General features: G+C 60.8%; 25 protein-coding genes. 11 read left to right on the forward strand and 14 right to left on the reverse strand.

Features of this window, described 5'->3' with window-relative positions; translation table 11 throughout:
- Positions 1-76 precede the first annotated feature (76 nt).
- From dhaL to TAN611_RS16875, 5 genes are all read right to left on the reverse strand, one after another.
- Positions 77-697, reverse strand: coding sequence for a dihydroxyacetone kinase subunit DhaL (gene dhaL, locus TAN611_RS16855; RefSeq protein ID WP_370569841.1), 621 nt, complete (start codon positions 695-697; stop codon positions 77-79).
- 40 nt (positions 698-737) lie between these two features.
- A complete protein-coding gene (locus TAN611_RS16860) occupies positions 738-1,739 on the reverse strand; it encodes a dihydroxyacetone kinase subunit DhaK (protein ID WP_203066770.1) in 1,002 nt (333 codons plus the stop codon).
- Between the two features lie 26 nt (positions 1,740-1,765).
- On the reverse strand, positions 1,766-2,536 hold the full coding sequence (locus TAN611_RS16865; RefSeq protein ID WP_105232074.1) for a GolD/DthD family dehydrogenase: 771 nt from the start codon (positions 2,534-2,536) through the stop codon (positions 1,766-1,768).
- Between the two features lie 34 nt (positions 2,537-2,570).
- Positions 2,571-3,839 (reverse strand): MFS transporter, encoded by a 1,269-nt coding sequence (locus tag TAN611_RS16870; protein ID WP_105232075.1) that lies wholly within the window; start codon positions 3,837-3,839, stop codon positions 2,571-2,573.
- 65 nt (positions 3,840-3,904) lie between these two features.
- Positions 3,905-5,017 carry an alcohol dehydrogenase catalytic domain-containing protein gene (locus TAN611_RS16875; protein WP_105232076.1) on the reverse strand — a complete coding sequence of 371 codons (1,113 nt, stop codon included), beginning with the start codon at positions 5,015-5,017 and terminating at the stop codon, positions 3,905-3,907.
- A gap of 317 nt (positions 5,018-5,334) precedes the next feature.
- Between TAN611_RS16875 and rpiB the strand changes: the two genes are divergently transcribed.
- The 3 genes from rpiB (at position 5,335) to tkt (ending at position 8,984) form a co-directional block, all read left to right on the forward strand.
- Positions 5,335-5,793 carry a ribose 5-phosphate isomerase B gene (gene rpiB, locus TAN611_RS16880; RefSeq protein ID WP_105232077.1) on the forward strand — a complete coding sequence of 153 codons (459 nt, stop codon included), beginning with the start codon at positions 5,335-5,337 and terminating at the stop codon, positions 5,791-5,793.
- A gap of 228 nt (positions 5,794-6,021) precedes the next feature.
- Positions 6,022-6,972: a transaldolase gene (tal, locus tag TAN611_RS16885; RefSeq protein WP_105232078.1), complete on the forward strand. Its 951-nt coding sequence runs from the start codon at positions 6,022-6,024 to the stop codon at positions 6,970-6,972.
- Positions 6,973-6,989: 17 nt separating this feature from the next.
- Positions 6,990-8,984 carry a transketolase gene (tkt, locus tag TAN611_RS16890; RefSeq protein WP_203066771.1) on the forward strand — a complete coding sequence of 665 codons (1,995 nt, stop codon included), beginning with the start codon at positions 6,990-6,992 and terminating at the stop codon, positions 8,982-8,984.
- A 66-nt stretch (positions 8,985-9,050) separates the two neighbouring features.
- Here the strand turns inward: tkt and nudK are convergent, their stop codons facing one another.
- The 8 genes from nudK to napF all read right to left on the reverse strand — a co-directional run bounded on the left by nudK (position 9,051) and on the right by napF (position 15,690).
- Entirely contained in the window at positions 9,051-9,623 is a 573-nt protein-coding gene (gene nudK / locus TAN611_RS16895; RefSeq protein WP_105232080.1) for a GDP-mannose pyrophosphatase NudK, read from the reverse strand.
- Between the two features lie 97 nt (positions 9,624-9,720).
- Positions 9,721-10,329 (reverse strand): cytochrome c-type protein NapC, encoded by a 609-nt coding sequence (napC, locus tag TAN611_RS16900; protein WP_105232081.1) that lies wholly within the window; start codon positions 10,327-10,329, stop codon positions 9,721-9,723.
- Positions 10,330-10,340: 11 nt separating this feature from the next.
- A complete protein-coding gene (gene napB / locus TAN611_RS16905) occupies positions 10,341-10,790 on the reverse strand; it encodes a nitrate reductase cytochrome c-type subunit (RefSeq protein ID WP_105232082.1) in 450 nt (149 codons plus the stop codon).
- Entirely contained in the window at positions 10,787-11,695 is a 909-nt protein-coding gene (gene napH, locus TAN611_RS16910) for a quinol dehydrogenase ferredoxin subunit NapH (RefSeq protein WP_203066772.1), read from the reverse strand. Before napH ends, napB begins: the two co-directional genes overlap by 4 nt.
- Positions 11,695-12,447 (reverse strand): ferredoxin-type protein NapG, encoded by a 753-nt coding sequence (gene napG / locus TAN611_RS16915; protein WP_187044305.1) that lies wholly within the window; start codon positions 12,445-12,447, stop codon positions 11,695-11,697. The genes napH and napG overlap by 1 nt, the downstream gene beginning before the upstream one ends.
- A 9-nt stretch (positions 12,448-12,456) precedes the next feature.
- On the reverse strand, positions 12,457-14,943 hold the full coding sequence (gene napA, locus TAN611_RS16920) for a nitrate reductase catalytic subunit NapA (RefSeq protein WP_203066773.1): 2,487 nt from the start codon (positions 14,941-14,943) through the stop codon (positions 12,457-12,459).
- Positions 14,940-15,203: a chaperone NapD gene (gene napD, locus TAN611_RS16925; RefSeq protein WP_105232085.1), complete on the reverse strand. Its 264-nt coding sequence runs from the start codon at positions 15,201-15,203 to the stop codon at positions 14,940-14,942. The genes napA and napD overlap by 4 nt, the downstream gene beginning before the upstream one ends.
- On the reverse strand, positions 15,196-15,690 hold the full coding sequence (gene napF, locus TAN611_RS16930) for a ferredoxin-type protein NapF (RefSeq protein ID WP_111736661.1): 495 nt from the start codon (positions 15,688-15,690) through the stop codon (positions 15,196-15,198). Before napF ends, napD begins: the two co-directional genes overlap by 8 nt.
- A 356-nt stretch (positions 15,691-16,046) precedes the next feature.
- On the opposite strand from napF, the gene narQ reads away from it, so the two are divergent.
- Both narQ and narL read left to right on the forward strand, forming a co-directional pair.
- Positions 16,047-17,729 (forward strand): nitrate/nitrite two-component system sensor histidine kinase NarQ, encoded by a 1,683-nt coding sequence (gene narQ / locus TAN611_RS16935; RefSeq protein WP_203066774.1) that lies wholly within the window; start codon positions 16,047-16,049, stop codon positions 17,727-17,729.
- Between the two features lie 120 nt (positions 17,730-17,849).
- The gene (gene narL, locus TAN611_RS16940) at positions 17,850-18,482 is read left to right on the forward strand and encodes a two-component system response regulator NarL (protein ID WP_105232088.1); all 633 of its coding nucleotides are present in this window, start codon (positions 17,850-17,852) and stop codon (positions 18,480-18,482) included.
- A 19-nt stretch (positions 18,483-18,501) separates the two neighbouring features.
- On the opposite strand, the gene TAN611_RS16945 is transcribed toward narL, so the two are convergent.
- Positions 18,502-18,780 (reverse strand): helix-turn-helix domain-containing protein, encoded by a 279-nt coding sequence (locus TAN611_RS16945; RefSeq protein ID WP_105232089.1) that lies wholly within the window; start codon positions 18,778-18,780, stop codon positions 18,502-18,504.
- 228 nt (positions 18,781-19,008) lie between these two features.
- Between TAN611_RS16945 and acrD the strand changes: the two genes are divergently transcribed.
- From acrD to TAN611_RS16975, 6 genes are all read left to right on the forward strand, one after another.
- Positions 19,009-22,143, forward strand: coding sequence for a multidrug efflux RND transporter permease AcrD (gene acrD, locus TAN611_RS16950; RefSeq protein ID WP_203066775.1), 3,135 nt, complete (start codon positions 19,009-19,011; stop codon positions 22,141-22,143).
- A gap of 118 nt (positions 22,144-22,261) precedes the next feature.
- Positions 22,262-22,693, forward strand: a complete 432-nt coding sequence (locus tag TAN611_RS16955) for a GNAT family N-acetyltransferase (RefSeq protein ID WP_203066776.1) — start codon at positions 22,262-22,264, stop codon at positions 22,691-22,693.
- A gap of 224 nt (positions 22,694-22,917) precedes the next feature.
- The gene (locus TAN611_RS16960) at positions 22,918-23,283 is read left to right on the forward strand and encodes an ArsC family reductase (protein ID WP_203066777.1); all 366 of its coding nucleotides are present in this window, start codon (positions 22,918-22,920) and stop codon (positions 23,281-23,283) included.
- Positions 23,280-24,407 carry a succinyl-diaminopimelate desuccinylase gene (gene dapE, locus TAN611_RS16965; RefSeq protein ID WP_203066778.1) on the forward strand — a complete coding sequence of 376 codons (1,128 nt, stop codon included), beginning with the start codon at positions 23,280-23,282 and terminating at the stop codon, positions 24,405-24,407. The genes TAN611_RS16960 and dapE overlap by 4 nt, the downstream gene beginning before the upstream one ends.
- A complete protein-coding gene (locus tag TAN611_RS16970) occupies positions 24,404-25,078 on the forward strand; it encodes a M15 family metallopeptidase (protein ID WP_105232094.1) in 675 nt (224 codons plus the stop codon). The genes dapE and TAN611_RS16970 overlap by 4 nt, the downstream gene beginning before the upstream one ends.
- 2 nt (positions 25,079-25,080) lie before the next feature.
- A complete protein-coding gene (locus tag TAN611_RS16975; RefSeq protein ID WP_105232095.1) occupies positions 25,081-25,266 on the forward strand; it encodes a YpfN family protein in 186 nt (61 codons plus the stop codon).
- Positions 25,267-25,293: the final 27 nt, after the last annotated feature.

Consider the following 25,293-nt stretch of genomic DNA (forward strand, 5'->3'; position numbering starts at 1 on the left):
ACTGTCGCCAGTATATACCCTAAATAATTAACGTTGCATCAAGGCGGCGCCGAAACGCCGCGGCAACTCCGCCAGCTCAGGCGGCAACGGTCTGCAAACGCCGTTCCGTCGCCTCCGCCAGCGTGGTCAGCAGCAGACAGCACGAGACCGCCCCCGCATCCAGCACGCCGCGCGACCTCTCGCCCAGCCGGCTGGCGCGGCCGATTTTCGCCACCAGATCGCGGGTAGAATCGCGCCCGTCCGCCGCCGCCTGCTTCATCTGCGCCAGCGCGCCGGAAAAGTCGTCGCCGCGCTGCAGCGCCTGCTCGAACGCCGCCAGCGCCGGGATCAGCGTATCCATCAGGCATTTATCACCGACGCCGGCGCTGCTGATGTCCTGCAGCTCGCTCAGCCCCTGCTGCAACATGGCGAGAAACGCCGGCGCATCCAGTTGCGCCTTGTCGCGCACGCTGTCCGCCATGCCCATAAACAGGCTGCCGTACAGCGGCCCCATTGAACCGCCGATGCCCTCCATCAGCGCATCGGACAGCGTATCGAACGCCTGCGCCAGCGACAGAGATTTGCCCTTCATCGCCTCGCCGCACAGGGTAAAGCCCTTGGCCATATTGATGCCGTGGTCGCCGTCGCCGATCGCGCCGTCGATCTCGCTCAGGACGTCGCGATGGCTGACGATCACCGCCACCAGCCCTTCCACCATCTCATTACCGTACTGCGTTGAAATCTGTTCTGTCATCACATCACTCCACCTGGGTCAAGCCCAGCGACTGGCTCGGCATATCGATAAGGGTTTTCAGTTCATCATCCAGCTTCATGATTGTCAGCGTCACGCCCATCATCTCCAGCGAGGTGAAATAGTTGCCGACGTAGCGACGGTGCACATTGATGCCGCGCGCCGCCAAGCGTTGGGCGATTTCGCCATAATAGATGTACAGCTCCATCACCGGCGTGGCCCCCAGGCCGGAGATCAGCACCACCGCGTCGTCGCCCTGCGCCAGCGGCATATCGCCGAGGACGAAATCCAGCATGGTCGCCGCCATTTCCGACGCCGGCTGGATCGGCGACACCTCAATGCCCGGCTCCCCGTGGTGGCCGATGCCGATCTCCATTTTGCCGTCGTCGATATGGAAATTGGGTTTGCCCACCGCCGGAATAGTGCAGGAGCTCAGCCCCACGCCAATCGAACGGCAGTTGTCGATCGCCTTTTGCGCCGCGCCGATCACGCCGTCCAGGTCATAGCCTTTGGCGGCGGCGGCAGCGCCGACTTTCCACATCAGAATTTCCCCGGCCACGCCGCGGCGCTTGTCGATCTCACTGGCCGACGCCGAAGCCACGTCGTCATTCGCCACCACGGTTTTCACCGCAATCCCGGCGGCGGCGGCCTTTTTCATCGCCATTTTGACGTTCATGTTATCGCCGGCATAGTTGCCGTACAGGCAGGCCACCCCGGCGCCGCCGTCGGCGGCTTTAAACGCGTCGAGAAACGCGCCGGCGGTCGGCGATGAAAAAATTTCACCAATCGCCACCGCATCCAGCATATTTTTGCCCACATAGCCCAGAAACGCCGGTTCATGACCGGAGCCGCCGCCGGTGACGATGCCCACCTTGCCGCTGACCGGCGCGGCAGGGTACTTCAGCACCCGGGCGTTATCGGTCGGGGTAAAATAGTCGGGATGCGCCTGCAGATAGCCCTGAATCGCATCTTCCACCACATGGTCGGGATCGTTGATAATTCTGTTCATTGCTGCCTCTCTCGCCTGAAGATGAATTATTGAATGGTGTATCCGCCGTCGATCACCAGATTCGCGCCGTTAATCATTGATGCACCGTCACCGGCCAGAAACAGCGCGCCGGCGGCGATATCCTGCGGTTCGGCAAAGCGCCGCAGCGGAATTTTGTCGAGCATCTGCCGCGCCGGCTCGCCGGACCACGCCTTGCGTCCCAGTTCGGTCAGCACCACGGTGGGCGAAATGGCGTTCACCCGCACGTTGTGCGGCCCCCACTCCAGCGCCAGCACCTGCGTCAGGCCAATCACGCCGGCCTTGCTGGCGCAATAGGCCAGATGATTGGGCAACGCCACCACGCCCGCCTGTGAAGCCAGGTTGATAATGCTGCCGCTGCGCTGGCGGATAAAATGCCGGCCGACCGTCTGGCTGGTGAGAAAGACCCCTTTCAGGTTCACCGCCAGCGTGGCGTCCCACTCCGCCTCCGTCACCTCCTCCGCCGGGTTCAGCGCCACAATGCCGGCGCTGTTGACCAGCACGTCCAGCCGGCCGAAATGCGCCAGGCTCTGGGCCACCGCCTGCTCCACCGATGCCTGTCCGGTTACGTCGGCAACCACGCCCAGCGCACGCTCGGCGTCGAGACGCTGCGCCGTTTCCGCCACGTCGGGGGCACGGTCCAGCAGCACCACGCGCGCGCCGTGTTGCACATACTGTTCGGCTATCGCGTAGCCGATGCCGGCACCGCCGCCGGTGATCAGCGCCACCTTGCCCTGCAAGGCCAGCGCGCCTTCGCCTGTTCGTTGCTGATTGTTCATCTTTCTCTCCCTAAACGGTGGATATCACGTTGCATCAGGATATTTTCGCCAAACTGGGGTTAGCGTCGTTGCTATCGCCGGGCGCTTCTTTCGGCAGCGTGACGAATTTCATCAGCACGCCGCTGAACAGATACAGACCGGTGAAGATCCAGATCACCCCGACCGCGCCGAGGCTGCCGATAAACAGCCCCACCACCGCCGGCCCGACGAAGGTGCTCAGGCCGGCGCCGAGGTTTAAAATCGACATGGCGGCGCCTTTATTCTCCGGCGCCAGCGACGGCATAATCGCCGACAGCGGCACAAAGGCGGCCAGACAGGCGCCGAACAGGCCGGCGGCGGCCACGGTGATCAGGTAATTGGCGCCGAAGAACTGCGGGGCGTAATAGAACATCAGCGTGGTGATCGCGCAGCCGACGCAGCCGAACCACATCACCACGTTACGCCAGCCCAGGCCGTCGCTGATCACGCCGAAAATCAGGTTGAAAATGATGTTCACCGTCCACAGCGCGGCGTACATCTGCAGCCAGTGGGTGCGGGTAAAGCCCATATCCATCATGTACATCGGCATAAACACCACAAAACCGTAAGCCGCCGAGGTATTGATGGTGCGTACGATGCCGCCCAGACCAATCTTCGGATTCTCAAAGGCGATGGTGATGCCCTTCAGCACATAGCTGAGCGACGCCTTCTCTTTATTGGCGCTTTGCCCATCAGGCGTTCCACGGTTCAGCAACAGCGCGATCGCCGCCCCCAGCACCACAAAGATCAGCGCGCTCCACAAAGTATGTATCTCACCGAGATACGGCAGCATGATGCTGGAATACAGTACGCCCAACACGCTCAGCCCGCCGCTGTATACGAACCAGAAAATGCCGACGGCGGAACCCAGCCTTTCCGGCGGCGCCTCATAGGCCACCCACACCAGAAAGCCGTAGGCAAACAGCGGATAGCCCAGCCCGCGCAGGGCGTAGGTCGGCACCATAATCGTCAGATTGTTGCTGGGCAGGCCAAACACCAGAAAACACACCGAGCCAAACAGAAACAGCAGCAGGCCGGCCAGCATGACCCGACGGGCGGTAAAGATTTCCGCCAGCACGCCGGAGAACCAGGCGGCGATGGCGGCGGCAAAGCCATAAACGCTGAACAACAGCGCCGACTCCTGAATGCTCAGCCCCTTGCCAATCAGGTAGGGCGACAGCCAGCCCTGCTCCAGCCCTTCCCCCATCATAAACACCAGCACGCCGGCATAGCCCAGCAGCAGTTTCGGTGAAAGACCAATGCGATGAATCAGTCCGTGCAACATAGAACACCCCAACACATGTCATTGTGGAGGCGCAGGCAGGCCTGCACCCGAGGAATGGCGCAGGTTTACAGATTTGGATTAAGCACCACTTTGATCGACCCGATGCCGCGTTTCATCAGCTCGAAGCCTTCGGCAAACTGCTCCAGCGGCAGGGTGTGGGTCACCACGCCTTCGGTCGGCAAATCGCCGTTGCCAATGCCCTCAATCACCAGCGGATAGCAGTACGGGCCAAGGTGTGAGCCGAGCACATCCAGCTCTTTGCGGTCGCTGATGATGCTCCAGTCGACGGTTACCGGATCCTTGAACACCGAGAACTCCACAAAGGTGCCGAGCTTGCGGATCAGCGTCAGCCCCTGCTCCACCGACTTCTGCGCACCGGTGGCTTCAATGTAGATATCGCAGCCGTAGCCGTCGGTCAGCTGCTTGATGACCGCCGGTACGTCGTCACGGGTAGGGTTGAGCGTCAGATCCGCGCCGAAGGTCTTCGCCAGCGCCAGCCGCTCATCCGACAGATCGAGCACGATCAGCTTCGACGGTCCGGATTTTTTGATCGCGCCGATCATCCCCAGCCCCAGCGTGCCGGCCCCGGCCAGCACCACCACGTCCCCCAGTTTGATATTGGCGCGCTGCACTGCATGGAACGAGCAGGCGTAAGGTTCGATCAGAATGGCTTTTTCAATCGGCAGATCCGCCGGCACGTGGTAGTTAATCGCCTCTTTGGTGAACTTCATGTACTCGGCCATGCCGCCGTTGACGTTCTTCTGAAAGCCGTACAGATCGTGTTTTTCACACATCCAGTACTGGCCTCGGTTGCAGAAACGGCACTGCCAGCAGGGCACGATCTGTTCCGAGATCACCCGGTCACCGATATCAAATCCTTCCACGCCCTCGCCGTAGCCAACCACATGGCCGATAAATTCATGGCCCGGGATCATCGGCGCCTTGATATAGGCCGGCTGCGTCTCATCGCCCCAGAAGCTCGGCGCCCCTTCAAACGCCTTGATATCGCCGGCGCAGATGCCGCAGGCCTCAATCTTCACCAGGATCTCTTTCGGGCCGATCTTCGGCACCGCTACCTCTTCCAGACGGTAATCCTTGGGCGCGTAGGCAACGATCGCCTTCATGGTTTCTGGGATGCCGTCCGCCATTTTTGCCGCTGTTACACAGGTCTGACACATAGTTTTGTCCTCTGGCTGGGTCATTAACATGAACATTAATACAAAATAAGAACAAATGAACACTAAACTCAGCCGGCGAATTTGCCCACCATGATCTTTTCAAACTGTGATTACGCTCAAAAACTCGCCTATAGAAGCTATTTAAGTGCTAACAACCGTTAAATATGTGATTGGCATCACTTTAAACGTGAGCTTAATGACTAAAACAGATAAAACAAAAGAACATCTATTGAACATTTGTAATTGTGTCGATATCTTAAACAGCAGACGCACCAGCGAGGATCGTCAGTCTTTCCGCTATCAACCAGGAGATCGTTATGTTGCCTATTGCCATCGGCGCCGATGATGCCGCCATTGAACTGAAGAATGTGATCGTTGCCTATCTGCAGCAACGCGATATCGCCGTAACCGATTACACCCGGGATCGCGGCGACGATAACGGGATCTACCCCGATATCGCCTTTCAGGTGGCGCAGGCCATCAGGAATGAGCGGCATCAACGTGGTATTCTGTTATGCGGCACCGGCATTGGCATGAGCATCGTCGCCAATAAAGTGCCGGGGATACGCGCTGCCCAGTGCCACGATACCTATTCGGCACAGCGGGCGCGCAAGAGCAATGACGCCCAGATCATCACGCTGGGCGCGCGGGTGATCGGTGCCGAGCTGGCGAAAACCATCGTCGACGCCTGGCTGGCTTCCGAGTTTGAAGGCGGCGGTTCGGCGCCCAAAGTGGCGAAAATCAGCCACTATGAACAGGCGCTCCAACCACGCTGAAACCGCTTTCCGGCCAGAGGCAGGCGCGCGCCAACGCGCGTCCTGCCTGCGTTTACTCGGGATTCATTGTTCTTATCCATCGCAACAATCAGAAAAAGCGCATTTTATTTGGCACACCTATGATGCAGTGTGTTCACCCTATTAAATAGACGTTTAACCTGATGGCGCAAAAGCGCGGTTCTGCGCTGTTGCCCCCTTAGAGATGAAGGGTAAATCAAGGAGCTATACATGAACCAATTAGACGCACTCAAGCAGTTGACCGTAGTGGTTGCCGACAGCGGCGACATTGAGTCTATCCGCCAGTTCGAACCGGAAGATGCGACCACCAACCCTTCACTGATCCTGAAAGCCGCCGCGCTGCCGCAGTACAAAGCGCTGATTACCGAGGCGCTGTCCTATGCGCGCCAACAGGGCGGCAATAAAGAAACCCAGCTGATCAACGCCTGTGACAAACTGGCGGTCAATATCGGCGTCGAGATTCTGAAAAGCGTGCCGGGCCGCATCTCCACCGAAGTGGACGCCCGCCTCTCCTTCGACCGTGGCATGTGCGTAGCCAAAGCGCGCAAACTGATCGCCATGTATCAGGAACAAGGGATCGACAAGTCACGCATCCTGATCAAACTGGCTTCCACCTGGGAAGGCATCAAGGCGGCGGAAGAGCTGGAAAAAGAAGGCATCAATACCAACCTGACGCTGCTGTTCTCCTTCGCCCAGGCCCGCGCCTGCGCCGAAGCGGGCGTGTACCTGATCTCACCGTTCGTCGGCCGTATCTACGACTGGTATCAGGCAAAACAGCCGAGCGCCGACTACGACGTCGAACAGGATCCGGGCGTGAAATCCGTGCGTGACATCTATGAATACTATAAACAGCACCGCTATCAGACCGTGATCATGGGCGCCAGCTTCCGTAAGGTTGAGCAGATCCTGGCGCTGGCCGGCTGCGACCGCCTGACGATCGCGCCAAACCTGCTGGAACAGCTGAAGCAAAGCGAACAGCCGGTTGAGCGCAAACTGACGCCGTCTACCGAAGGTTTCCATCAGCCGGCGCCGCTGGCCGAAGCAGAATTCCGCTGGTTGCATAATCAGGACGCGATGGCGGTAGAAAAACTGGCCGAGGGCATCCGCCTGTTCGCCGTTGACCAGCAGAAGCTGGAAGACATGCTGGCCGCTGAACTGTAATTACCCGGAGCTTTACTATGTCTTCACGCAAAGAATTAGCCAACGCCATCCGCGCACTCAGCATGGACGCCGTACAAAAAGCAAAATCCGGTCACCCGGGCGCCCCTATGGGCATGGCCGATATCGCCGAAGTCCTGTGGCGCGACTACCTCAGCCACAACCCGACCAACCCGCACTGGGCCGACCGTGACCGCTTCGTCCTCTCCAACGGCCATGGCTCCATGTTGATTTACAGCCTCCTGCACCTCACCGGCTACGACCTGCCGATGCGCGAGCTGGAAAACTTCCGTCAGCTGCATTCCAAAACACCGGGACACCCTGAATACGGCTACACCCCGGGCGTCGAGACCACCACCGGCCCGCTCGGGCAGGGCATCGCCAACGCCGTCGGCTTCGCCATCGCCGAACGCACCCTGGCCGCGCAGTTCAACCGTCCGGGCCATGACATCGTCGACCACAACACCTACGCCTTTATGGGCGACGGCTGCATGATGGAAGGCATCTCACACGAAGTCTGCTCCCTGGCCGGCACCCTTAAGCTCGGCAAGCTGACCGCCTTCTACGATGACAACGGCATCTCCATCGACGGCCACGTCGACGGCTGGTTCACCGACGACACCGCCAAGCGTTTCGAAGCCTACGGCTGGCACGTGGTACGCGGCGTGGACGGCCACGACGCCGACGCCATCAAGGCGGCGATTGAGGAAGCCCGCAAGGTTACCGACAAGCCGTCCCTGCTGATGTGCAAGACCGTTATCGGCTTCGGCTCGCCGAACAAGGCCGGCACCCACGATTCCCACGGCGCGCCGCTGGGCGACGCCGAAGTGGCCGCCACCCGCGAGCAACTGGGCTGGCACTACCCGCCATTTGAAATCCCGCAGGACATCTACGCCCAGTGGGACGCCAAGGAAGCCGGTCAGGCGCGTGAAGCGGCCTGGAACGACAAGTTCGCCGCCTACGCCGCCGCCTTCCCGGAGCTGGCCGCCGAGTTCACCCGCCGCATGAGCGGCGAGCTGCCGGCCGACTGGCAGGCGCAGGCCAGGGCCTACGTCGAGCAGCTGCAGGCCAACCCGGCCAACATCGCCAGCCGCAAGGCGTCGCAGAACGCGCTGGAAACCTACGGCAAACTGCTGCCGGAATTCCTCGGCGGCTCCGCCGACCTGGCGCCGAGCAACCTGACCATGTGGTCCGGCTCCAAGGCGCTGAACGAAGACCCGGCGGGCAACTACATCCACTACGGCGTGCGCGAGTTCGGCATGAGCGCCATCACCAACGGCATCGCGCTGCACGGCGGCTTCCTGCCGTACTCGGCGACCTTCCTGATGTTTGTGGAATACGCGCGTAACGCGGTGCGCATGGCGGCGCTGATGAAGCAGCGCAACGTGTTCGTCTACACCCACGACTCCATCGGTCTGGGCGAAGACGGCCCGACCCACCAGCCGGTGGAGCAGCTGGCCAGCCTGCGGGTCACGCCGAACATGAGCACTTGGCGTCCGTGCGACCAGGTGGAGTCGGCGATTGCCTGGCAGTACGCCATCGAGCGCAACGACGGCCCGACGGCGCTGATTTTCTCGCGTCAGAACCTGGCGCAGCAGCCGCGTACGGCGGAGCAGCTGGCGAACGTGTATCGCGGCGCCTACGTGCTGCAGGACTGTGACGGCACGCCGGACGTTATCCTGATTGCCACCGGCTCGGAAGTGGAGCTGGCGGTTGAGGCGGCGGGTCAGCTGACGGCGGCGGGCCGCAAGGCGCGCGTGGTGTCGATGCCGTCGACCGACGCGTTCGACAAGCAGGATGCGGCCTACCGCGAGTCGGTGCTGCCGGCGGCGGTCACGGCGCGGGTGGCGATTGAAGCGGGCATTGCAGACTACTGGCTGAAGTACACCGGGCTGAACGGTGCGGTGGTGGGCATGACCACCTTCGGTGAGTCGGCGCCGGCGGACCAGCTGTTCAAGGAGTTCGGCTTCACCGTGGAAAACGTGGTGGCGCAGGCTCAGGCACTGCTGAAGTAAGCGGCTGAAAGCAGCCATCAATAAAGGCGCCCTTGCGGCGCCTTTTTCGTTACCGGCAAACCAGCCTTACATCAGATTATGCAACTGCAGATACTGCAGCAGCATAATGGTCTTGCCGTCCTTGATGCGGCCGTCGGCGATCATGGCGATGGCTTCGCTAAACGGCAACTCGACCACCTCAATATCCTCATCCTCAATGCCGCCCCCGGCCGCGCGGCGCTGTTCATCCTGATACTCGGCAATAAAGAAGTGGATAAGCTCGGTGACGCCACCCGGCGACATGTAGGCCTCAAACACCTTTTGCACCTTATCCACCTGAAAACCGGTTTCTTCTTCCGCTTCGCGGCGGGCGCACAGCTCCGGCGCATCACCATCCAGCAGCCCGGCACAGGCCTCCAACAGCATGCCACTTTCATTACCGTTGACGTAGGTCGGCATACGAAACTGATTGGTCAGCACCACGCTGCCCTTGGCGCGGTTATACAGCAAGATGGTGGCGCCGTTACCACGGTCATACACCTCCCGCACCTGCTGCACGCTTCCGCCGTTTTTACGTTTCAGATCAAAGGAATATTTATTGAGCACATACCAATTGTCAGATAGCAGCTCTTTTTTCACATTGTCGATTTTTGCGGACATACACCCTTCTTTCACCACTCGGAGTCAGCCCACTACGGTAGCAAAAAACGCGCAATAAAAAACCCCGCGCAAGGCGGGGTCTGGGCAGGCTGAACGGTTAAAAACCGTTTGGCACCTCGCGCATATCCGGCAGTTTATGGGCGATGCCTTTATGGCAGTCGATACAGGTTTTCCCTTCGCTAATCGCCTTGTCATGCATTTTGGCCGCCACGGTTTTTTGCGCGGTGAAATCCATATACTCGAAGTTATGGCAGTTACGGCACTCCTGCGAATTATTCGCTTTCATACGCGCCCATTCGTTACTCGCCATCGTCAGACGGTGGCTTTCAAACTTCTGCGGCGTGTCGATCAGACCGAAAATCTTGGCATACAGTTCCTTGCTGGCCTTCAGCTTACGCAGCATTTTCGGCCCCCACTCATGCGGCACATGGCAATCCGGGCAGGTGGCGCGCACCCCGCTGCGGTTGTTGTAGTGCACGGTCTCCATATACTCTTCGTACACGTTTTCACGCATTTCATGGCAGCTGATACAGAACTGCTCGGTGTTCGCCACCTCCATCCCGGTGTTGAAACCGCCCCAGAACAGGATCCCGGCGACAAACCCCAGCAGCAGCAAGGTGCCCAGCGCCAGCCGGCTTGGCCTGCGCCACCATTGCCACAAACGGCGGATCGGCCCCGGTTTTTTATCAGTATTACGTTCAGCCATAGCTCCTCCGATTATTTGCCAAAGCCTGGCAACGGCTCAAAATTATTGCCGACAATCGGCGCCGCGTCGGTTTGCGGTACGTGGCATTGCAGACAGAAATAACGACGCGGCGCGACGTCGCCGCGCACCCTGCCGTCGCTGTCGATAAAGTGCGTCGGGCTGATACGCGGCGCACCGGTGGTGCGGTAGTGCTCAACGCCATGGCACTGCAGACAGCGGTTGGTGTTTTTACTCACCTGATAGCCATCAATGCTGTGCGGAATCATCGGCGGCTGATTGACGTAGTTAAGCGCCATGCGCTCTTGCTGCTTAGGCATTTTGATCTGCCCTTCGGCAGTGCCGGATACCTCCGGCGACTGACTGAGGTCGACATCGGTGGCGGCAAAGGCGAAACCTGCCACGGCCAGAGACATCAGCGCCGCCCACAGGGCCCCGCGCTTTTTCAGTACGGTGCTTTTCATTTTTTGGCTCCCGAAGAATGAAATTTGCTTGTTATTGTGAATACGTTTTCCGCACAGACATCGATGCAGCGCCCGCAAACAATGCAGGCATCGCTGGCCACCTGCGGCGGGGCGTCTGATGACAACAGCGGTTCGCGCAGTATCTGCGCCTCAGGACAGACGTGGAAACAGTCCATACAGCGGGTGCATTGCTCCCGCCGCTGCGCGCTGATCTGCATCACGCCCTGGCTGCCAATCACGCCGTACATGGCGCCGACCGGACACAGGTGGCCGCACCAGCCGTGCTCCACCACCAGCAGGTCGAACAGAAACAGCGCCAGCAGCAGCCAGACGCCGGCGCCAAACGCCGCCGCCAACCCACGCAGCCAACCGGCGGCATCGCTGGCAGCGCCGTGGATCAGGCCGCGTCCGGTGAGCGCCACCGGGTTGACCCACTCCCACAGCAGGCTGCCGCTGAACGCGCTGCCCGCCAGCACCATCAGCAAGATGCCGTAACGCAGCCGGCGTGACAGCGTGGCGGACTGGCGCAGCCCCAGTCGTCGCCGCAGCCAGGCTGCCAGATCGGTCAGCGGATTCAGCGGACAGACCCAGCCGCAGAACACCCGGTTGCCGATCAGCCCGTACGTCAACACCACCGCCGCGCCGACCCAGGCCAGCCAGGCCGGCCACTGCCCGGCCAGCAGGCTTTCCAGCAGCATCAGCGGATCGGTGAGCGGCACAGTGTCAAGCAGCAGGCTGGCGCTGTAGTTGCCGCGCAGGATCCACACGCCCCACAGCGGGCCGGACAGAAACATCAGCAAAATCAACAGCTGGCTGCAGCGCCGCAGGATCAAAAAGCGGTGACTGCGCCACCAGCCGTGACGCAGACGCGCATCACGGCCGGCCTGAGCAACCGGATTTGCCATTATTTCCCCTCCCCAACGCCGTGCGCCGGCAACTGTCCGCCTTCCGGCACCAGCGCCTGACCGGCGCGCTGTTTCTCCTGCCAGCCCCAGCGGTAATGACCGCCCAGCTGGCCGCGCGCCAGCGACAGCGGCAGCACTTTTATCGCCGCTTCCTCCAGTACGCAGGCCTGTTCGCACTTGCCGCAGCCGGTACAGGCATCACTGTGTACCGTGGGTAAAAACAGCGCGTGCTTGCCGGTACGCGGGTTGCGCTGCAGCTCCAGCGTGATGGCGGCGTCAATCTGCGGGCAGACGCGGTAGCAGACATCGCAGCGCAGCCCCTGCCAGTTGAGGCAGTTTTCATGATCCAGCAGCACCGCCAGCCCCATCCGCGCCTGGTCAATATCGTTCAGTTGTGGGTCGAGTGCGCCGCTCGGGCAGGCCGCTACGCAGGGAATGTCCTCGCACATCTCACAGGGCACATCGCGTGCGACAAAATACGGCGTGCCCGCCGCCAGCGGCGACAGCAAGGTCGCCAGCTTCAGCGTCTGATACGGGCAGGCCTGCACGCACTGGCCGCAGCGGATGCAGGCGTTGACAAAATCCCCTTCCGCCAGCGCCCCCGGCGGGCGCAACGCCAGACCGTCGCGCGCCTGCGACTGACGCTGCTGCAATCCCAGCAGCGCCGCGATCCCTGCCAGCCCGGCGGCACTGCGCGCCGCATCCCGCAGGAAGCGGCGACGCGCCGGGGCCTTGTCTCGTTGCCGGCTCATAGGCAGCCCTTACACCTTCTCCAGCTTGACCGCGCACTTCTTGAAGTCGGTTTCTTTGGATAACGGATCGGTGGCGTCCAGCGTCAGGTTGTTCACCAGCTGCGCCGCATCGAAGAACGGCATATACACCAGCCCTTGCGGCGGGCGGTTGCGCCCGCGGGTTTCCACCATGCTCACCACTTCACCACGGCGCGACAGCACTTTAACCTTGTCGCCGCGCCGCAGATTGCGACGCTTGGCATCCAGCGGGTGAATAAACAGCACCGCCTCCGGGAAGGCGCGGTGCAGCTCCGGCACGCGGCGGGTCATTGAACCGGTATGCCAGTGCTCCAGCACGCGGCCGGTCGACAGCCACAGATCGTATTCTTCATCCGGGCTTTCCGCCGCCGGCTCGTACGGCAGCGCGAAGATCACCGCCTTACCGTCCGGTTTGCCGTAGAAACGCACCGACTCGCCCGCTTTCACGTAAGGGTCCGCGCCTTCACGGTAACGCCACAGGGTTTCCTTACCGTCAACCACCGGCCAGCGCAGACCGCGCGCCTGGTGATACATATCGAACGCCGCCAGATCGTGGCCGTGGCCGCGGCCGAAGCTGGCGTACTCTTCAAACAGCCCTTTCTGAATATAAAAACCGCAGGCGCGCGCCTCGTCGTTCAGTTGATCGTCCGGGATCTCATCCAGTTTGAACCGATCGACGCTGCCGTTGGCGTACAGCACGTCGAACAGCGTTTTCCCGCGCAGCTGCGGGCTTTGCGCCAGCAGCGTCTCCGGCCAGACTTCCTCCACCTTGAAACGTCTGGAGAACTCCACCAGCTGCCACAGGTCGGACTTGGCCTCGCCCGGCGCGCGTACCTGCTGGCGCCAGAACTGCGTGCGCCGCTCGGCGTTGCCGTAGGCGCCCTCTTTCTCGACCCACATCGCGGTCGGCAAGATCAGGTCTGCCGCCAGCGCGCTGACCGTCGGATATGGATCGGACACCACCACAAAGTTGCGCGCATCGCGCCAGCCCGGCATCCGCTCTTCATTGATGTTCGGCCCGGCCTGCATGTTGTTGTTGCACATCACCCAATAGGCATTGAGCGTGCCGTCTTTCAGCGCCCGGTCCTGCGCCACCGCGTGCAGCCCCACTTTGGCCGGAATGGTGCCGGCCGGCAGCCGCCATTTTTCCTCGGCAATCTTGCGGTGCGCGTCGTTGGTCACCACCATATCGGCCGGCAGACGGTGGGCAAAAGTGCCGACCTCGCGGGCGGTGCCGCAGGCGGAAGGCTGGCCGGTCAGGGAGAATGGCCCGCAACCGGGCTTGGAGATCTTGCCGGTCAGCAGGTGCAGGTTGTAACACAGGTTATTGGCCCATACGCCGCGCGTATGCTGGTTAAAGCCCATCGTCCAGTAGGAGACCACCTTAACGTTCGGGTCGGCATACAGCTTCGCCAGCGCTTCCAGCTGATCCTGCGGCACGCCGCTCAGCTCGGCGGTTTTCTCCAGCGTATAGTCGGCAACGAATGCCTTAAACGCCTCAAAACTCATCGGCTCCGACGCGTCACTGCCCGGGTTTTTGGCGGCCTTTTCCAGCGGATGCGTCGGACGCAGGCCGTAGCCGATATCGGTCGCCCCCTGGCGGATATTGACGTGACGCGCCAGGAAGTCACGGTCGACGGCGTCATGTTGAATAATGTAGTTGGCGATGTAGTTCATGATCGCCAGATCGGTCTGCGGCGTGAACACCATGGCGTTATCCGCCAGTTCGAAGCTGCGGTGTTCGAAGGTGGAGAGCACCGAGACGTTGACCTGCTCGCTGCTCAGGCGGCGGTTGGTAATGCGCGACCACAGAATCGGGTGCATCTCCGCCATATTGGAGCCCCACAGCACGAAGGCGTCGGCCTGTTCGATATCGTCGTAGCAGCCCATCGGCTCATCCATGCCGAAGGTGCGCATAAAGCCCACCACGGCGGAAGCCATGCAGTGACGCGCGTTCGGATCGAGGTTGTTGGTGCGCAGCCCCGCCTTGAACAGTTTGGCGGCGGCGTAGCCTTCCCAGATGGTCCACTGACCGGAGCCGAACATCCCCACCGCATCCGGCCCTTTTTCCCGCAGCGCATCTTTGAACTTCTCCGCCATGACATCAAAGGCGCGGTCCCAACTGACCGGCGTAAACTCGCCCTGTTTATCGTACTGCCCGTTCTTCATACGCAGCAGCGGCTGCGTCAGACGATCTTTGCCGTACATGATTTTGGGCAGGAAGTAGCCTTTGATGCAGTTCAGACCGCGGTTGACCGGCGCATCCGGGTCGCCCTGCGAGGCGACGATGCGGCCGTTCTGCGTGCCGACCAGCACCCCGCAGCCCGTACCGCAGAAGCGGCAGGGCGCCTTGTCCCATTTAATCTCTTCCGTACCGCCAACCACCGCCTGCGCCACCGTCGGAATGGTCAACCCGGCCGCCGCGGCGGCTGCCGCTGCGGCATTGGCTTTCATGAAGTCTCGACGACTGAGTTTCATGGCATTACCTCACCTTGCTCATCCTGCTGGTGATAAACCAGCGACACCGCCAGCACGCCTTCCAGATTGCGCGCCGACTCAATTTTTTCCAGCAGCGCATGCGAGTGCGCCGCCTGCATCACCACCGCCAGCTTGCCCTGTGCGCAATCCTGCGCCGGTATTTCGGTGTCCGGGATCGCCAGCAGCGCGGGAACCAACTGCTGAAAAGCCTCCGGGCGGGCCTGCACCAGCAGACCGCTGACGTGCCATTCGTTATTCATTGTTTTCACTCCGGGTTAGCGCGATGGCGTCGGTCGGACAAGGCGCAACACAGGCGCCGCAGCCGCTGCAGGCCGCCGCCGTCAGCACGGGCTGCGCAATACCGCCCAGGCGTGGCCGAAAGCGGATAGCCCCGGTATCGCAGCCGTCCTGACAGCTGCGGCACTCCACGCCCTGCAGCGCCAGGCAGCGCGTCGAGACACTCGGCTGCAGCCGCCATGGCCTGTCCGCCTCCGCGTCAAATACGCCCGCGTCACAGGCGCTGACGCAGCGGCGACAAAAGCTGCACTCCGCACGGGAAAAATCGATTTCCGGGTAACCGCCGCCACCGGCGATCAGCACGCCGGTTTCACAGGCGTCGATACAGGCGCGGCAGCGGCTGCAGCCGGAGATAAACAGGGCTTCCTCACGCGCCCAGGGCGGACGCTGTACGTTGGAAGGTCGACGCCATTGTCCGCTGAGCAGTTTGCGCCGCGACAATTCGGCCATGCTGTTTATCCTTATAATCACTGTGTTTTTTGGCAGGGTAAAAATAGGGCTAATCATAGGGGGTTATAATCACCCGAAAGGGGTAAACAGCGGGGTTCGTTGCGCCAGGTCAAATAAGTGCGGAATATTGTTTATCAACCGCCTGGCGGGCTGTTAGCGTATGCGCGTTTGTTAATACCGAAGGGGTGGCGCTGATGTCTGCAGTCCCTGATAAAAGCGAAAACGCATCTGGCCATGGGGGAACAATCCGGCAATCCGGGGCTTTTTATCGACTAGGCCAATACATAGGCTTTAATATAAATAAAATATATCTACTTCAATAACCCCCACTGCGCTTAGCCGAAAAGGATCCGTGTTTGCTTGTTAAACGCTCCGTCACCCGCAGCCTGGCCAAGGCCCTGATCGCCATCGTCGCCCTGTCGGTGCTGTCCACCGGCCTGGCGCTGACCACCGTCGCCGACAGCCTGCGCGACGCCGAAGCGGTGAATATCGCCGGTTCGCTGCGTATGCAGAGCTACCGTCTGGCGTATGACCTGACGCAAAATAACGCGGCGCTGCCGCAGCACCTGCGCCACTACCGCCAATCGCTGCAGGCGCCGGCGCTGCAAAAGCTCAGCCGTTTCTACGTGCCGGCCGACGTGCGCGACAAATACCGGGCGCTGCAGCAGGCCTGGCAGCCGCTGGAACAGCATATCCGCGCCGGCCGCGCGCAGGCGTATCAGGCCAGCGTGGTCAGTTACGTCAACCAGATCGACCATTTTGTGCTGGCGCTGCAGCGCTATTCGGAGATCAAACTGGCAATCGTCGCCGCCTTCAGCGTGCTCGGCTACGTCGTGATTATCGCGCTGGTGCTGTTCTGTATCCGCCTGATGCGCAGGCAGGTGGTGGCGCCGCTCAGGCAGTTGGTGGACGCCAGCCAACAGATCCAGCGCCGCGATTTCAACCACACGCCGCTGGACGTTACGCTGCCGAACGAACTGGGCGTACTGTCGCAGGCCTTCACCGCCATGTCCGGCGAACTTTCGCGCCTGTATCACTCGCTGGAGCACAAGGTGCAGGAGAAAACCGAGCGCCTGCAACAGGCCAATAAAACGCTGGAGGTCATGTATAGCTGTTCGCAGGCGTTAAGCAGCGGGCAAATCGATCGCCACGCCTTTGAAAAGGTGCTGCATATCGTGCGCCAGAGCGAACAGCTGCAGTGCCTGCAGCTTGGCGTGCAGGACGGACAGCATCGCTGGCAGCTGTGCAGCGGCAGCCCGCAGGAAGGCGCCGAGTGGCAGCGGCTGACCATCATGCAGGAACAGCATTCGCTGGGTCAGCTCTGCTGGCAGGCCCGGCAGCAGGCGGCCAACCCGCACCTGATGCAAAGCGTGGCGAACATGCTGGGCCGCGGCCTCTACTTCAACCGTACGCAAAAGCAGCATATGCAGTTTTTGCTGATGGAGGAGCGCGCCACCATCGCCCGCGAGCTGCACGACTCGCTGGCGCAGGCGCTGGCATTTTTGCGCATTCAGATGACGCTGCTGAAACGCACGCTGGCCGACAGCCCGCCGCAGACGCAGACGATTATCGACGACTTCGATCGGGCGCTGGCCGACGCCAACCGTCAGCTGCGCGAACTGCTGGCCACGTTCCGTCTGAGCATTCAGGACGCCGACCTGAACACCGCGCTGCAGCAGCTGCTGGCGCCATTAAAAGTTCTAACCCAGGCGCGGATTCAGTTACACTGTGAGCTGCCTTCGCAGGCGTTAAATGCGCAGCAGCAGGTGCACGCGCTGCAGATCGTGCGCGAAGCGGTGCTCAACGCGATCAAACACGCCAACGCGCAGGATATCGTCATTCGCTGCGGCAAAACCGCAGGCGGCGATAACCAAATCACCATTACCGACAACGGCTGCGGCATTGCCAGCCTGAATGAGCCGGAAGGCCATTACGGGCTGAATATAATGAATGAACGCGCCGCCCGCCTTGGCGGAACATTACGCATTGCCCGTGGTCAACAGAGCGGTACGGAAGTCAGCTTGTCTTTTCCGGCATAATTAACCGCCTGACGGTAAAACGGCGCGCCAGGCGCCAAAAACTTCTATTTTTATAAGATTCAGCCCCATCGTGCCGATACTCATAGTGGCTCGGCTTGATACCTGACAGGGAGCCATTTCATGGTGATGCAAAATTATAAGGTAATGATCGTCGATGACCATCCGCTGATGCGGCGCGGCATCAAACAGCTGCTGGGGCTGGATCCGCAGTTCAGCACCATCGCCGAAGCCAGTAATGGCAACGAGGCCATTGCGCTGGCGGCACAGAAACAGCCGGATATCATTCTGCTGGACTTAAACATGAAAGGGCTTTCCGGGCTGGATACGCTGAAGGCGTTGCGTGACGACGGCGTCGATGCGCGCATCGTGGTGCTGACCGTCTCGGACGCGCGCAGCGATGTGTACGCCCTGATCGACGCAGGCGCGGACGGCTATCTGCTCAAAGACAGCGAGCCGGAACAGCTGCTGGAAGATATCCGCGCGGCGGCGGAAGGCAACAATGTGATCAGCGAGGCGATCGCCGGCTACCTCGCCTCCCGCAGCGAGCAGCACGATCCTTTCGCCGAACTGACCGAGCGCGAGCTGGACGTACTACAGGAAGTGGCGCGCGGCATGTCAAACAAAGAGGTCGCCGCGCAGCTGCATATTTCCGAAGAAACGGTGAAGGTGCATATCCGCAATATGCTGCGCAAGCTGGATGTCCGCTCGCGCGTCGCCGCCACGGTGATGTATCTGGAACACAAAAGCCAGTAACTCTGCGGGCCGCAGCCCATCAGGCGATAGCGTCAAGCAGGGTCTGATGGTGCTGATGGACCCAGCTTTTATTCAACGGCCCCCAGCTTTCCAGCTGATAATAACCATCGTTATTGCGTACGCCCTGCTGCACAAACTGCAGCTCCACGCCCAGCCCGGGCAAGGCTTTCAGCACATCCTGCAGCGTGCGGCGCGGCCAGCCGGTCAGTTCCATCAGTTTGGGAACATTGGGACGTTCGCTGTGGCTAATCAGCCAGCATAAATACAAGCGGCGGGCGAATACCGGGTTTAATTCCATGGTTTGCTCCAGCGTCGGGGGAATTTTTCCGCATCCGGCCTCAAACAGTCTGCGTTCTGATGCGGAACGTGCTAACTACCGTTTTTTACACTATCTCCTTTTTTTCTCCACGCTTTCCCTGCCCATCCCGAGTAAAGTGCAATAGCCTCGGGATCCTTCCCGGGCTCTGAAAAACGCAACGTTGGTGCGTAATAAAGATAGAACAAGTCATAACGAGGTTCGCGCTGCATGGCCAATTTTTTTATTGATCGCCCGATTTTCGCCTGGGTGCTGGCAATTATTCTTTGCCTCACGGGCGCCTTGGCGATTTATTCATTGCCGGTGGAACAGTACCCTAACCTGGCGCCGCCTAACGTGCGCATCAGTGCGAATTACCCCGGCGCCTCCGCCCAGACGCTGGAAAATACCGTCACGCAGATCATCGAACAGAATATGACCGGCCTCGACAATATGATGTATATGTCGTCGCAGAGCACCAACACCGGGCGCGCCACGGTAACCCTGACCTTTGAGGCCGGCACCGACCCCAACGAGGCGATGCAGCAGGTGCAGAACCAGCTGCAGGCCGCGGTCAAGCGGCTGCCGCAGGCGGTGCAGCAGCAGGGGGTGACGGTCTCCAAATCCGGCGACACCACGCTGATGATGGTGGCCTTCGTCTCCACCGACGGCAGTATGGATAAACAGGACATCGCCGACTATATCGTCTCCAACCTGCAGGATCCGCTCAGCCGCATCAACGGCGTCGGCAGTATGGACGTGTACGGCTCGCAGTACGCCATGCGTATCTGGCTCGATCCCGACAAGCTTAACAGCTACGCCCTGACCACCACCGACGTGGTCAACGCCATCCAATCACAGAATGCCCAGGTGGCCGTCGGCCAGGTCGGCGGCACGCCGTCGGTCGATAAGCAGGCGCTGAACGCCACCATCAACGCCCAGTCGCAGTTGCAGACGCCGCAGCAGTTCCGCGATATCACCCTGCGCGTCAATCAGGACGGTTCGCTGGTCACCCTCGGCAACGTCGCCACCATTGAGTTAGGCGGCGAAAACTACGACTACCTCAGCCGCTACAACGGCATGCCGGCGGCAGGGATGAATATCAAGCTCGCCTCCGGCGCCAACGAACTGCAAACCGACGAGCTGGTAAAAGCCAAAATCGACGAACTGTCGCAGTATTTCCCGCGCGGGCTGGAGGCCAAGGTCGCCTACGAAACCACTCCGTTCGTCAAAGCCTCGATCAAAGACGTGGTGAAAACCCTGCTGGAAGCGGTACTGCTGGTGTTCCTGGTGATGTATCTGTTTATGCAGAACTTCCGCGCGACGCTGATCCCGACCATCGCCGTGCCGGTGGTGCTGCTCGGCACCTTTGCCATCCTCTCCGCCTTCGGCTTCAGCATCAATACCCTCACCATGTTCGCCATGGTGCTGGCGATCGGCCTGCTGGTGGATGACGCCATCGTGGTGGTGGAGAACGTCGAGCGCGTGATGAGCGAAGAAGGCCTGCCGCCGCGCGAGGCCACGCGCAAATCGATGGGGCAGATCCAGAGTGCGCTGGTCGGCATTGCGCTGGTGCTGTCGGCGGTATTTATCCCGATGGCGTTCTTCGGCGGCACCACCGGCGCCATCTACCGCCAGTTCTCCATCACCATCGTCTCTTCCATGGTGCTGTCGGTACTGGTGGCGATGATTCTGACCCCGGCGCTGTGCGCCACGATGCTCAAACCGATCGCCAAAGGGCATCATCATGGCAAACGCGGTTTCTTCGGCTGGTTCAACCGCATGTTCAACCGCAACACGATGCGCTATGAGCGCGGCGTGGCGCGCGTGCTGCATCACGGCGTGCGTTACCTGCTGATTTATCTGCTGCTGCTTGGCGGCCTGGCGCTGCTGTTTATCAAACTGCCGACCTCCTTCCTGCCGCTGGAGGACCGTGGCGTCTTCACCGTGCAGGTTCAGTTGCCGACCGGCTCTACCCAGCAACAAACCAGCAAAGTGGTGGAGAAAGTGGAAAACTATCTGCTGACGGCGGAGAAAAACGACGTGTTGTCGGTGTTCGCCATCATCGGCGCCGGTCCCGGCGGCAACGGCCAGAACGTGGCGCGGCTGTTTGTGCGCCTGAAAGACTGGGAGCAGCGCGGCGCCGGCGAATCGGCCTTCGATATCATCGCCCGCGCCGGCGAAGCCTTCAAAAACATCAAAGAAGCGCGGGTGATCGCCAGCAGTCCGCCGGCTATTAGCGGCATGGGCAGCTCATCCGGCTTTGATATGCAGCTGGAAGATCACGGCGGCCTCGGGCACGTCAAGCTGATGGCCGCCCGCGACCAGCTGCTGCAACTGACGGCGGAAAGCCCGCTGCTGTCGCGCGTGCGTCACAACGGCCTGGACGACAGCCCGCAGTTGCAGATTGACATCGACCAGCGTAAGGCGCAGGCGCTGGGGGTTAACGTAGATGATATCAACAATACGCTCTCCACCGCCTGGGGCTCCACCTACGTCAATGACTTCGTTGACCGCGGCCGGGTGAAAAGAGTGTATGTGCAGGCCGCTGCGAAATTCCGCATGCTGCCGGAAGACATCAACAAATGGTATGTCCGCAACAGCAGCGGCGGCATGGTGCCCTTCTCGGCCTTCGCCACCAGCCGCTGGGAATACGGTTCGCCGCGCCTGGAACGCTATAACGGCAGCGCGTCGGTAGAAATCGTCGGCGAAGCCGCCGACGGCATCAGCAGCGGCACCGCGATGGATGAAATGGAGCGGCTGGTCAAACAGCTGCCGAACGGCTTCGGCCTGGAATGGACCGCCATGTCCTATCAGGAACGCCTGTCCGGCGCGCAGGCGCCGGCGCTGTACGCCATCTCGCTGCTGGTGGTGTTCCTGTGTCTGGCGGCGCTGTATGAAAGCTGGTCGATTCCGTTCTCCGTGATGCTGGTGGTGCCGCTGGGAGTGATTGGCGCCGTGGCCGCCACCTGGCTGCGCGGGCTGGAGAACGACGTTTATTTCCAGGTCGGTCTGCTGACGATTATCGGGCTGTCCGCCAAGAACGCGATTCTGATTGTCGAATTCGCCAATGAGCTGCATCAGCAGGGCAAAGAGCTGACCGCCGCCACGCTGGAGGCCGCGCGCATGCGCCTGCGTCCGATTCTGATGACCTCGCTGGCCTTTATCTTCGGCGTGCTGCCGATGGCCACCAGCCAGGGCGCCGGCTCCAGCAGCCAGCATGCGGTCGGCACCGGGGTGATGGGCGGGATGATCTCCGCCACCCTGCTGGCGATTTACTTTGTGCCGCTGTTCTTCGTGCTGGTGCGCCGCCGCTTCCCCGGCCGGCAAAAAATCCTGCCGCCGGCGGAGCATAGCGACGGCTAATTCTTAAAAAACGGCAGCGGTTTTCGCTGCCGTTTTATTTTCCGGCGTGCATACTGAACAGCATCAATCTGAACCGGGTAATCCGTTGCCCCCTATTGCCGTAAATCAAGGAGCATCCATGGAAATCGTCACCGACCAACGGCGCTACCGCGTTGACTGGACGCGTCTGGCTGAACTGCTGGAAGCCGCCGGGCTGGGCAAACGCGACCCGCAGCTGACCGAGCAGATCTACCACAACAATGCATTTTGCTACTGGGGCTACCTGGACGGCGAGCTGATCGCCACCGCCCACGCCATCAGCGACCGCATTTCGGTGGCCTATCTGGCCGACGTGGCGATTCACCCGGACTATCAGGGCTGCGGCTACGGCCGGCAGCTGATGGATCGCATCATGGAAGACCTGGCGCCGCTCGGTAAAATATTTATCTACGCCGTTCCCGATAAGCTGGCTTTCTATAAAAAATACGGCTTCCACGATCTGACCACCGGCATGGTGTTTGCCGAAGGCGCGGCGCTCAGCCGGCTGCAGGATAATGGCTATGTGCGCTAAGCCGTTTTATTCATCTTTTTAATCGCTCCGCCGGTAGAATTAGCAAAATTTTAGCAGCCGGCGCCCACGGCGATTTTTTCACGTTTTCTCTGCCTTTCAGAGCATTGCACGGTGGAACTCACCGCCTTTTTTCGGCATGCTGAACGCTAATTTTCGTTTTACCGCCGACGGCGGTTTTTTCACCGGTAATTCCGGTATTTCGTGGCAAAAAAGGGCACAACACCATGACGTTGACCATGTACGGCATCAAAAACTGCGACACCATTAAAAAAGCACGCCGCTGGCTGGAAGAACAGGGCGTGGCGTACCAATTTCACGACTATCGCGCGGACGGGCTGAGTGAACAGCAGCTGCGCGGCTTTGTCGAGCTGCTGGGCTGGCAGCCGCTGCTGAACACCCGCGGCACCACCTGGCGCAATCTGGATGAAGCGCAGCGCAACGCCTGCGACAACGCCGAGGCGGCCATCGCCCTGATGCTGGCGCAGCCGGCCATCATCAAGCGTCCGCTGCTGGACGACGGCAACGGCCATGCGCTGCTGGGCTTCAAAGCTGAGAACTACCAACAATTTATTGCCGAGGTAACCGCATGATTTGCCCCGTGATCGATCTGGCGCAACAGTTAATCCGCCGCCCTTCCCTCAGCCCGCACGATGAAGGCTGCCAGGCGATGCTGATTGAGCGCCTGACGGCTATCGGCTTTACCGTCGAGCAGATGGATTTCGAAGATACGCAGAATTTTTGGGCCTGGCGCGGCGAAGGCGAGACGCTGGCGTTCGCCGGCCATACCGACGTGGTGCCGAGCGGCGATGAAAGCCACTGGGACAACCCGCCGTTTGAACCGACCATCCGCGGCGGCATGCTGTACGGCCGCGGCGCGGCCGATATGAAAGGCTCACTGGCGGCGATGGTGGTCGCGGCAGAACGCTTCGTCGCCGCCAACCCCAACCATCGGGGACGGCTGGCGTTTCTCATCACCTCCGATGAAGAGGCCAGCGCCACCCACGGCACGGTGAAAGTGGTCGAGACGCTGATGGCGCGCAACGAGCGGCTGGACTACTGCCTGGTCGGCGAACCGTCCAGCACCGACCGCGTCGGCGACGTGGTGAAAAACGGCCGCCGCGGCTCCATCACCGCCAACCTGCGTATCCACGGCGTACAGGGCCACGTCGCCTATCCGCACCTGGCGGATAACCCGGTGCACCGCGCCATGCCGGCGCTGAATGAACTGGTAAGCATCGAATGGGATCGCGGCAACGACTATTTCCCGCCGACCAGCATGCAGATCGCCAATATCCAGGCCGGCACCGGCAGCAATAACGTCATCCCCGGTGAACTGTTTGTCCAGTTTAATTTCCGCTTCAGCACCGAACTGACCGACGCCATCATCAAACAGCGGGTCGAAGAGCTGCTGGAACGCCATCAGCTAAACTACAGTATCGAATGGCGTCTTTCCGGCCAGCCGTTCCTCACCCCGCGCGGCGCGCTGGTGGATGCGGTGGTTAACGCCGTTGAGTATTATACTGAGCTGACGCCGCAGCTGCTGACCACCGGCGGCACCTCCGACGGGCGCTTTATCGCCCAGATGAGCGCTCAGGTGGTGGAACTGGGGCCGGTCAACGCCACTATCCACAAAATCAACGAATGCGTGAACGCCGCCGATCTGCAGCAGCTCAGCCGGATGTATCAACGCATTATGGAGCAACTGATCGCATGATCACCCCGGAAATGCTAACCGGACGTTCAACCGAACATCTGGTGCCGCTGGTCGGCAACCACCGCCTGCAGCCGCAGGCGGTGCAGGCCTTTCTCGCCATGCAGCAGGCTGCCGCACAGGCAGGTTTTGACCTGCAGCCCGCCAGCACCTTCCGCGATTTCGACCGGCAGTTGGCGATCTGGAATGGCAAATTCTGCGGCGAGCGGCCAGTATTAGACAAAGAGAGCCGCCCGATGGATATCGGGCCGCTGTCGGCGGAAGAACGCTGCACCGCGATTCTGCGCTGGTCGGCGCTGCCGGGCGCCAGCCGCCACCACTGGGGCAGCGATTTGGATATCTACGATCCCACGCTGCTGCCGGCAGGCCAGAAACTGCAGCTGGAGCCGTGGGAGTATGAGGAAGGCGGCTACTTCGCGCCGCTCAACCGGTGGCTGACGGCGCATATGGCCGAATTCGGCTTTTATCGCCCGTTTACCGAAGACGGCGACGGCGTGGCGGTTGAACCCTGGCACCTGAGCTATCGCCCGCTGGCGCAGCAGGCGGAGCATCTGCTGACGCCGGCGCTGCTGCTGGCAGCCTGGCAGGATAAGGACGTGGCCGGTAGCGAATGGCTGGCACAGCATTTGCCGGCGATTTTTTCGCGTTTTATACGCGCTGAAGGAAAGGTGTAAATATGCATTGGTTAGCAGATTACTGGTGGGTAATCCTCCTGGTACTGGTCGGGATGGTCATCAGCGGCATTAAGGAATTGCGCCGCGTCGACGTCAAAAAGTACCTGGCCGATAAGCCCGAACTGCCGCCACACCGTGATAACAACGCACAGTGGGACGACGAAGACGACTGGCCGAAAAAGAAATAATCTCAGGGCGCCCATACGGCGCCCTGT

It is taken from the genome of Serratia sp. Tan611 (assembly GCF_905188235.1).
Taxonomy (GTDB): Bacteria; Pseudomonadota; Gammaproteobacteria; order Enterobacterales; family Enterobacteriaceae; genus Serratia_B; species Serratia_B rhizosphaerae.

Coding starts and splice junctions, on each gene's coding strand:
- dhaL (WP_370569841.1), bottom strand. CDS start 697: ATGGTGGAAGGGCTGGTGGCGGTGATCGTCAGCCATCGCGACGTCCTG.
- napC (WP_105232081.1), bottom strand. CDS start 10,329: ATGGCTGAACGTAATACTGATAAAAAACCGGGGCCGATCCGCCGTTTG.
- TAN611_RS16955 (WP_203066776.1), top strand. CDS start 22,262: ATGGAAATCGTCACCGACCAACGGCGCTACCGCGTTGACTGGACGCGT.
- nudK (WP_105232080.1), bottom strand. CDS start 9,623: ATGTCCGCAAAAATCGACAATGTGAAAAAAGAGCTGCTATCTGACAAT.
- napG (WP_187044305.1), bottom strand. CDS start 12,447: ATGAGCCGGCAACGAGACAAGGCCCCGGCGCGTCGCCGCTTCCTGCGG.
- napA (WP_203066773.1), bottom strand. CDS start 14,943: ATGAAACTCAGTCGTCGAGACTTCATGAAAGCCAATGCCGCAGCGGCA.
- tkt (WP_203066771.1), top strand. CDS start 6,990: ATGTCTTCACGCAAAGAATTAGCCAACGCCATCCGCGCACTCAGCATG.
- TAN611_RS16870 (WP_105232075.1), bottom strand. CDS start 3,839: ATGTTGCACGGACTGATTCATCGCATTGGTCTTTCACCGAAACTGCTG.
- TAN611_RS16865 (WP_105232074.1), bottom strand. CDS start 2,536: ATGAACAATCAGCAACGAACAGGCGAAGGCGCGCTGGCCTTGCAGGGC.
- TAN611_RS16960 (WP_203066777.1), top strand. CDS start 22,918: ATGACGTTGACCATGTACGGCATCAAAAACTGCGACACCATTAAAAAA.
- TAN611_RS16975 (WP_105232095.1), top strand. CDS start 25,081: ATGCATTGGTTAGCAGATTACTGGTGGGTAATCCTCCTGGTACTGGTC.
- acrD (WP_203066775.1), top strand. CDS start 19,009: ATGGCCAATTTTTTTATTGATCGCCCGATTTTCGCCTGGGTGCTGGCA.
- TAN611_RS16860 (WP_203066770.1), bottom strand. CDS start 1,739: ATGAACAGAATTATCAACGATCCCGACCATGTGGTGGAAGATGCGATT.
- napB (WP_105232082.1), bottom strand. CDS start 10,790: ATGAAAAGCACCGTACTGAAAAAGCGCGGGGCCCTGTGGGCGGCGCTG.
- napH (WP_203066772.1), bottom strand. CDS start 11,695: ATGGCAAATCCGGTTGCTCAGGCCGGCCGTGATGCGCGTCTGCGTCAC.
- TAN611_RS16970 (WP_105232094.1), top strand. CDS start 24,404: ATGATCACCCCGGAAATGCTAACCGGACGTTCAACCGAACATCTGGTG.
- TAN611_RS16945 (WP_105232089.1), bottom strand. CDS start 18,780: ATGGAATTAAACCCGGTATTCGCCCGCCGCTTGTATTTATGCTGGCTG.
- napF (WP_111736661.1), bottom strand. CDS start 15,690: ATGGCCGAATTGTCGCGGCGCAAACTGCTCAGCGGACAATGGCGTCGA.
- TAN611_RS16875 (WP_105232076.1), bottom strand. CDS start 5,017: ATGTGTCAGACCTGTGTAACAGCGGCAAAAATGGCGGACGGCATCCCA.
- tal (WP_105232078.1), top strand. CDS start 6,022: ATGAACCAATTAGACGCACTCAAGCAGTTGACCGTAGTGGTTGCCGAC.
- dapE (WP_203066778.1), top strand. CDS start 23,280: ATGATTTGCCCCGTGATCGATCTGGCGCAACAGTTAATCCGCCGCCCT.
- narL (WP_105232088.1), top strand. CDS start 17,850: ATGGTGATGCAAAATTATAAGGTAATGATCGTCGATGACCATCCGCTG.
- rpiB (WP_105232077.1), top strand. CDS start 5,335: ATGTTGCCTATTGCCATCGGCGCCGATGATGCCGCCATTGAACTGAAG.
- napD (WP_105232085.1), bottom strand. CDS start 15,203: ATGAATAACGAATGGCACGTCAGCGGTCTGCTGGTGCAGGCCCGCCCG.